General features: G+C 44.3%; 7 protein-coding genes. All 7 read left to right on the plus strand.

Annotation, left to right across the window (positions count from 1 at the left end; all coding sequences use genetic code 11):
- Positions 1-620 precede the first annotated feature (620 nt).
- The 7 genes from HMPREF3034_RS06710 (at position 621) to rodA (ending at position 8,087) form a co-directional block, all read left to right on the plus strand.
- Positions 621-1,493, plus strand: a complete 873-nt coding sequence (locus HMPREF3034_RS06710) for a sigma-70 family RNA polymerase sigma factor (RefSeq protein ID WP_036898386.1) — start codon at positions 621-623, stop codon at positions 1,491-1,493.
- Between the two features lie 190 nt (positions 1,494-1,683).
- Positions 1,684-2,277 carry an IMP cyclohydrolase gene (locus HMPREF3034_RS06715; RefSeq protein WP_062434245.1) on the plus strand — a complete coding sequence of 198 codons (594 nt, stop codon included), beginning with the start codon at positions 1,684-1,686 and terminating at the stop codon, positions 2,275-2,277.
- A 34-nt stretch (positions 2,278-2,311) separates the two neighbouring features.
- Positions 2,312-3,334: a rod shape-determining protein gene (locus HMPREF3034_RS06720; RefSeq protein ID WP_036898380.1), complete on the plus strand. Its 1,023-nt coding sequence runs from the start codon at positions 2,312-2,314 to the stop codon at positions 3,332-3,334.
- 42 nt (positions 3,335-3,376) lie between these two features.
- Positions 3,377-4,240 carry a rod shape-determining protein MreC gene (gene mreC, locus HMPREF3034_RS06725; RefSeq protein WP_036898378.1) on the plus strand — a complete coding sequence of 288 codons (864 nt, stop codon included), beginning with the start codon at positions 3,377-3,379 and terminating at the stop codon, positions 4,238-4,240.
- 21 nt (positions 4,241-4,261) lie between these two features.
- Complete coding sequence (mreD, locus tag HMPREF3034_RS06730; RefSeq protein WP_036898375.1) at positions 4,262-4,762, plus strand: rod shape-determining protein MreD; 501 nt, start codon at positions 4,262-4,264, stop codon at positions 4,760-4,762.
- A gap of 24 nt (positions 4,763-4,786) precedes the next feature.
- Positions 4,787-6,637: a penicillin-binding protein 2 gene (mrdA, locus tag HMPREF3034_RS06735; RefSeq protein ID WP_036898372.1), complete on the plus strand. Its 1,851-nt coding sequence runs from the start codon at positions 4,787-4,789 to the stop codon at positions 6,635-6,637.
- Entirely contained in the window at positions 6,618-8,087 is a 1,470-nt protein-coding gene (rodA, locus tag HMPREF3034_RS06740) for a rod shape-determining protein RodA (RefSeq protein WP_036898369.1), read from the plus strand. Before mrdA ends, rodA begins: the two co-directional genes overlap by 20 nt.
- The last annotated feature ends 327 nt before the right edge of the window (positions 8,088-8,414 follow it).

Raw genomic sequence — 8,414 nt, forward strand, 5'->3', positions numbered from 1 at the left:
ACTGCATAGCCTATTCAGAAATGCTGAAAAGTTGAGGCAGTGATGCTGAGAAGCCGCTGCAACAGCCCCACCCCAGCCCAATCGTTTTAGTAGACAAGTCAAAGAGTGAACAAGTAGACAAGATTTTAGGTTGACAAGTAGCTGAGTTTGGGTCTTAGTATTTAAATTTTTGAGTTGATAAGTTATTGGTTGAGTTTGTTAGTTCATGAGTTTTTTAGTTGATAAGTTTTTAAGTCATGGGACAGAAAAGCTTTATTTCTTTCGCCCTCCCCTTTATGGGGAGGGTTGGGGTGTGGCTCCTGTAGAGACAAAAGGTCTTCCATTCGCGTTCCTACGAGTCCTATCATATACTTATGTAGGTATAATTCAATGATAATTATTACTTGTTGAATGTTTGATAAACATTTATATGTATTTGGATTAACTCTCTTTCAGTTTTCTAGTTCCTAATAACTTGAAAGCGATATGGTATGTTAGTAATGTTAAATAAATGTATATTTGGTAAATAATGCAAATATCACTTGCTTTGTGTTCGCTTTTTTTTGTACCTTTGCATGCCTTTTATAAAGAGGTGTGGACATTGAATTGTAAATCAGGTAGTTAGATTTAAGGTAAAGGGAATGAGACAACTAAAGATACAAAAAAGTATTACCAACCGTTCGAGTGAGGCATTAGATAAATACCTTGTAGAGATTGGACGTGCTCCATTGATTTCTATTGATGAGGAAATTGAGCTGGCACAGAAAATCAAGAAAGGCGGACGTGAAGGTGAACGAGCTAAAGAGAAGTTGGTAACGGCAAACTTGCGTTTCGTGGTTTCTGTTGCCAAGCAGTATCAGCATCAGGGACTTTCGTTGACCGACCTTATTGATGAAGGTAATATCGGACTCGTAAAGGCTGCCGAAAAATTTGATGAGACACGCGGTTTTAAGTTTATTTCGTATGCAGTGTGGTGGATTCGCCAGAGCATTTTGCAGGCTATTGCCGAGCAAAGTCGTATTGTGCGTCTGCCATTGAATCAAGTAGGTTCGCTGAATAAGATTAACCGCGAAATCAATAAGTTTGAGCAGGAGAACCAACGTAAGCCATCTTTGTCGGAGTTAGCAAGTGTAACGAAGATAGAAGAAGAAAAGATAGACCAGAGTCTGATGGCCGATAGTCATCATGTAAGTATTGATGCGCCATTCCAAGATGGCGAAGACAATAGCATGGTAGACGTGATGGCGTCGGGCGATGATAGTCGTACTGACCGTCAAGTAGACCATGAGTCGATGGCGTTGGAGCTGGAATCGGTGTTGAAGAAGGTATTGAAAGATCGTGAAATTACAATTATTCGCGAATGCTTCGGTATTGCTTGTCATGAAAAGGGGCTTGAAGAGATTGGCGATCAGCTTGGTTTGACACGTGAGCGTGTGCGCCAGATTCGTGAAAAGAGTATCGCTAAATTGCGTGATAGCGGTTATGCTCGTATCCTCATGAAATACTTGGGGTAGTGAGAAGTTCTGAGTGAAGAGTGATGAGTTGAAAGTTTTTGCTCTGAAAGATAATGAAAGGCGATTCCAAGATGGAATCGCCTTTATCGTTATACCTTATATAAAAAGCTTAATTTTTCAGTGTTTTCGTACACATCTATCAATGTTTTTCGTAACTTTGCATTCTCATCATTATAATGAATAAATAGATATGGCAGAGACAAGAGAGTTGAAGACCGCGCTTATTTCGGTCTTCCACAAAGACGGTTTGGATGAGTTGCTGGCCAAACTGAATGCAGAAGGTGTGAAATTCCTGTCTACAGGAGGAACTCAAAAGTTTATCGAATCATTGGGATATGAATGTCAGGCTGTGGAGAGTGTGACCTCTTATCCCTCTATTTTGGGTGGACGTGTGAAGACATTGCACCCGAAAGTATTCGGTGGAATACTTGCTCGCCGTGAGAATACAGGTGACTTGGAGCAGATGAAAGAGTATGAGATTCCCTCTATCGACTTGGTTGTCGTAGACCTTTACCCCTTTGAACAGACCGTAGCCAGTGGAGCTTCTGAGGCTGATATCATCGAAAAAATAGATATTGGCGGCATCTCTTTGATTCGTGCCGGTGCAAAGAACTTCAAAGATGTGGTGATTGTGCCTAGCAAAGCAGAGTATGGTATGTTGCTAGATATACTGAATGAGAAGGGAGCCAAGACCGATATAGAAGATCGTAAGATGTTCGCTGAGCGTGCATTTGGTGTAAGTAGCCACTACGATACAGCTATCCACGCTTGGTTTAGTAAGTAAATACACATAAAATATAAATCCGAAACACTATTTCATGGGATTTTTTTCGTTTATACAAGAAATAGCTATGGACCTTGGCACGGCCAATACGATCATCATCAGTGATGATAAGATTGTGGTCGATGAGCCTTCGGTAGTAGCTTTAGATCGCCGCACCGACAAGATGATTGCTGTCGGTGGAAAGGCAAAAATGATGTATGAGAAGACGCACGACAATATTCGTACCATCCGTCCGTTGCGCGATGGTGTGATAGCCGACTTCACTGCGTGTGAGCAAATGATGCGTGGACTCATTAAAATGGTACATACCGGTAGTCGACTTTTCTCTCCGTCGCTGCGTATGGTTATCGGTGTTCCATCAGGTTCTACCGAAGTTGAGTTGCGTGCGGTGCGCGATAGTGCCGAGCATGCTGACGGTCGCGACGTCTATTTAATATTTGAACCGATGGCAGCAGCTATCGGTATAGGTATCGATGTAGAGGCTCCGGAGGGCAATATGATAGTTGATATAGGTGGTGGTAGCACTGAAATCGCTGTGATTTCGCTCGGTGGTATCGTGTCGAACAACTCTATTCGCACAGCCGGTGACGACCTTACGGCCGACATTCAGGAATACATGAGCCGCCAACACAATGTGAAGGTGAGTGAGCGTATGGCCGAACGAATTAAGATTCATGTGGGTTCTGCCCTCACAGATCTAGGCGAAGAGGCTCCCGAAGACTTTATTGTGCATGGCCCGAACCGCATTACGGCACTCCCAATGGAAGTTCCTGTATGCTATCAGGAGATTGCACACTGCCTTGATAAGACTGTAGCGAAGATTGAAAACGCTGTACTCTCGGCCTTGGAGAATACTCCGCCAGAGCTCTATGCCGACATCGTGAAGAACGGTATCTACCTAAGTGGAGGCGGTGCATTGCTTCGCGGGCTCGACAAGCGCTTGACAGATAAGATCAATATTCCGTTCCATATTGCAGAAGACCCATTGCATAGTGTTGCAAAGGGAGCCGGTATTGCATTGAAGAATGTAGACCGCTTCTCTTTCCTTATGCGATAAGAGCGTCGTTGGTAAACTGTTCCTGAGATCGCCTTTCATCACATGCGCAACCTATTAAACTTTTTGGCTAAGAATAACCACTGGTTTCTTTTTGTTTTACTGGAAATAGTAAGCTTTGTATTATTGTTTCAGTTCAACAGTTATCAAGGCAGTGTATGGTTTTCGTCTGCCAATGCCGTATCGGGGAAAGTGTATGAGATGAGTTCGGAGGTGGAATCTTTCTTCTCTCTGACAAAGGTGAATCAGGCGTTAACCAGTCGAAATCTGACTCTGGAACAGCAGGTTAGACTGTTGTCGGAACAGTTGGCTAAGCAGACACAAGACTCTGCTTACTTGCATACAGAGAAACTCCCGACTCTACAAGGATACCGGCTGATACCGGCAAAGGTGGTGAGCAACTCGCTCGATAAGCCCGATAACTTGATGACTATCGACCGTGGTGCAGCCGATGGAGTGCGAAAGGACATGGGCGTCGTATGTGGAACAGGCGTTGTGGGCATCGTTTATATGACGTCGGCCCATTACTCTATCGTCATACCGGTGCTCAATTCGCGGTCGAATATCAGCTGCACCATCAAGAATCGTGGCTATTTCGGTTATCTGCATTGGTCGGGTGGAGCTGCCAATATGGCCAATGTAGATGATATTCCGCGCCATGCTCATTTCAAATTGTTTGAAGATGTGGTGACAAGCGGATATTCTTCGGTGTTCCCACCGGGTATTTTGGTGGGGAAAATTCGCCACGTCTATAACTCTGCTGATGGTCTGTCGTATCGTTTGAAGGTGATTCTGGCGACTGATTTCGGCAATCTACGCGATGTCTGTGTCATTGATAATGCCGCCGTAACAGAGCGTCTTGACGTGATGAGAGCAGCGAAAGACTCCCTCATGGAGAAGAGTAATTGATAGAAAGGAGATGATAGACAGATGAATGTAAGTTTGTTGAAGGGCATGTTTATATTTGTGTTGCTGTTGTTGGCGCAAGTTTTGGTGCTCAATCATGTCCATCTTTTCGGCTTTGCTACGCCACTTCCTTATGTTTATATGGTGTTGCTGTTCCGTCGAGGATACCCTAAATGGGCTATTCTGTTGCTGTGTTTCCTCATGGGATTGGGCATAGATGTGTTCTCAGATACGCCCGGTGTCACCATGGCCTCAATGACATTTCTTGGTCTTTTACAGCCTTATCTGTTGTCAATGTTTATCCAACGTGATGTAGACGACACTTTGGCGCCCTCTTTCTCAACACTTGGTACGGCTAAATTCGTTTACTATACCATTATTTCAGTGACGATTTACTGCTTTGTGTTCTTTACTCTAGAGGCATTCAACTTCTTCAATTGGCAGCTTTGGTTGGCCACCATTGGCGGTAGTATCGTCTTGACGGTCATCTTGGTATTGGTGTTGGAGAACTTGAGAAAGAAATAAATACATTCTTATTTCAAACGATTAGTGAAGGATTACGATCTTGAAAAGCGACAAACAGTTATTGCCGGGGTGGCCATCACCATTGTGGTCATCTACATTATCCGTTTGTTTACGCTCCAATTATTGAGCGATGACTTCAAGAAGAATGCCGATAGCAATGCCTTCTTAAAAAAGATTGAATACCCGTCGCGGGGTATTATAACCGATCGTCATGGCAAGTTGATGGTTTATAATCAACCAGCTTACGACATCATGGTGGTAGAAAATGAGGCTCGCGACAAGATCGATACCACCGAGTTTTGCGAAGCTTTGGGCATTACCAAGGAATTTTTCGTGAAGCGAATGGAGGATATTAAAGACCGAAGTAAGAATCCCGGTTACTCCAGATTTACCCAGCAACTCTTTCTTAGTCAACTTTCCGACCGCGAGTTTAGCGTGTTCCAAGAGAAGATATTCCGTTTCCCCGGCTTCTATGTACAAAAACGTAGCATCCGGCAATACCAATATCCTTATGCAGCACACGTATTGGGAGATGTGGGAGAAGTCGGTGAGAGCGACATAGAGAAAGACGATTACTACCAAGCAGGCGACTATATAGGCAAGTTAGGAGTCGAACGTTCATACGAACAACAGCTCCGTGGTGTGAAAGGAGTGCAGGTGTTACTGCGCGATGCACACGGTCGTATCCAAGGAAAATATCAAGATGGGAAGTACGATCAGCGTCCGGTGGCCGGTAAAGACCTTACATTGAGTCTTGATTTAAAGCTTCAGGCTTTAGGCGAACGGTTGCTACAAGGTAAGATAGGAAGCATTGTGGCCATCGAACCGTCTACGGGTGAAGTATTATGTATGGTTTCATCGCCTACCTATGATCCTCGTTTGCTCGTCGGACGGAAGCGTGGTAAGTATCACAGGGTACTTTCCGCAAATATTTGGAAACCCTTGCTGAATCGTTCAATCATGGGACAATATCCCCCCGGTTCGACGTTTAAGACTACGCAGGCACTCACTTATATGACAGAGAAAATCATCACTCCGAGTACCATGTTCCCTTGTCATCATGGCTTTTACTACCGAGGTCTGCACGTAGGATGCCACGGTCACGCCTCTCCTTTGAATCTTGTTGAGGCTCTAAGTACCTCTTGTAATGCCTATTTCTGTTGGGGATTATACTACATGATGAGCAATCGGGCGAAGTATAAGAATGTACAAGAGGCCATGAACTTATGGCGTGATTACATGGTGAGCATGGGATTTGGCTATAAACTAGGCATCGACTTACCCGGAGAGAAACGTGGTTTGATTCCTAATGCGTCGTTCTACGACAACGCTTACCGTGGTTCGTGGAATGGACTTACCGTTATTAGTATCTCCATCGGGCAAGGTGAGGTGAATCTGACGCCTCTTCAGATTGCCAATCTAGGTGCTACCATTGCCAATCGTGGATATTATTATGTTCCCCATATCGTACGTAAGGTACAAGGCGAGCCTTTGGATACCTTGTACACACGTCGACATTACACCAAGGCCAACCGCCGGGCGTACGACTATGTGGTCGCCGGTATGCGCTCATCTGTTATCAAAGGAACGTGTAAGGCAGCCAACCGAGCCGACTATCTAGTCTGTGGTAAGACCGGTACAGCCCAAAACCGCGGTCAAGACCACTCCGTTTTCATGGGATTTGCACCAATGGATGAACCAAAGATAGCCATTGCCGTATATGTAGAGAATGGTGGTTTCGGTGCCGACTATGGTGTACCAATTGGCTCACTCATGATGGAACAATATATAAAAGGTAAACTCTCGGAAGCCTCGGAGAAGAAAGCAGCCGACTTCCAAAGACGAAGAATCGCTTATGGCTCAAGGAATAGGTAGACAACCTAGCGTGTTACGTTCGCTCGACTGGTGGACGATAGGCATCTATATTGCTTTGCTCATCTTCGGATGGGTGAGTGTTTGCGGTGCCGGCTACACCTATGGCGACAACAATATCTTCAGTATGGACAGCCGTTCAGGTATGCAAATCATTTGGATTGCTACTTCCATCGTACTTGGCTTTGTTCTGTTGATGATGGACGACCGAGTTTATGATACTTTCTCCTACGTCATCTACGCGGCTTTACTGTTGCTTTTGTTCGTCACTATCTTTAATCCTCATCAGATTAAAGGCTCTCGATCGTGGCTCGTATTAGGACCTTTGCGATTGCAACCTGCCGAGTTTGCCAAGTTTGCCACGGCTCTAGCCGTGTCTAAACTCATGAGTACTTACGGCTTCAACATCCATCAATGGAAGCATTTTGCTGCGGCTTGTGGTATCGTTTTGCTTCCGATGCTTTTTATTATTGGCCAGCGTGAGACCGGTTCGGCATTGGTTTACCTCTCTTTCTTCCTCATGTTTTATCGCGAAGGAATGCCGGGTAGCGTGCTGTTTACAGGCGTTGCCATGGTCGTTTATTTCGTGGTTGGCATCAAATTCGAGAATGTCATGCTCCTCGGTACGCCAACCTCTATCGGCAAATTCGTTGTGTTGCTGTTGGTACAGATATGTACGGCCTTCATGGTCAATATCTATTGTCGAGAGAAAAAGCAATTCTTGTACATTCTTGCCGGTTGTCTTGGTACGACGTTGGTATTCTTCTTGTTCTCCGAGTATGTGATACCTTTCGATATAGTATGGGTACAACTCATCGTATCGGTGGCTCTTGTGCTCTATTTACTCTACATGTGGTTGCGCACACGTTTCCCCTCTTACTTTTTTATCTTGGCTTTCGCCGTAGGTTCCATCGTCTTTTTCTATTCGGCCGATTACGTGCTGAACAATGTGATGGAGCCACACCAACGTGTTCGTATCAACGTGTTGTTGGGATTGGATGAGGACTTGGCCGGTGCAGGATACAATGTGCATCAGAGCGAAATAGCCATCGGATCCGGTGGATTGCGCGGCAAAGGATTCTTAAATGGTACACAGACGAAACTTAAATTTGTGCCCGAACAAGACACCGACTTTATCTTTTGCACAGTAGGAGAGGAAGAAGGATTCGTAGGTTCGGCTGGAGTGCTGCTCTTATTCTTGGCTTTGATACTCCGATTAATCAAACTTGCCGAGCGGCAACCATTCAAGTTTGGTCGTATTTATGGCTATTGTGTGTTGAGTATTTTCTTATTCCACGTGTTTATCAATGTAGGAATGGTGCTTGGATTGACCCCTGTTATCGGTATTCCGCTGCCATTCTTCAGTTATGGGGGGTCTTCGTTGTGGGGCTTTACCCTTCTTCTTTTTATCTTCTTGAGGATAGACGCCGGGCGTAATTTGGTACGTACATAGCATGTTAATGGCTTCATGCTTTTATAAAATCCATGACTTTTGTTTTTAAATTATTGCTGTCCGCTAAAACTTTTTTCTTCCGACCTATGTAAGAAAATCTCCTTTAATACAGTATTTTTGAATATTAAAACTTAAATATAAACCATTATCTAATCCCCTATAGAGTAAAAATGCTTGTATCACCGGTAGATAAAGGGAGTGCAGGCTTTCAATTCATTTTTAGCGGGCAAATGCAAGAAAAGAGATGTTTTATGCAGGTTGATGGTAAGTGATTGAGAATGTGTGAAAAACACGGATTGAGACCTCTGCAAAACCTTCATTTATAGA

The organism is Prevotella sp. DNF00663 (genome assembly GCF_001553265.1).
Taxonomy (GTDB): domain Bacteria; phylum Bacteroidota; class Bacteroidia; order Bacteroidales; family Bacteroidaceae; genus Prevotella.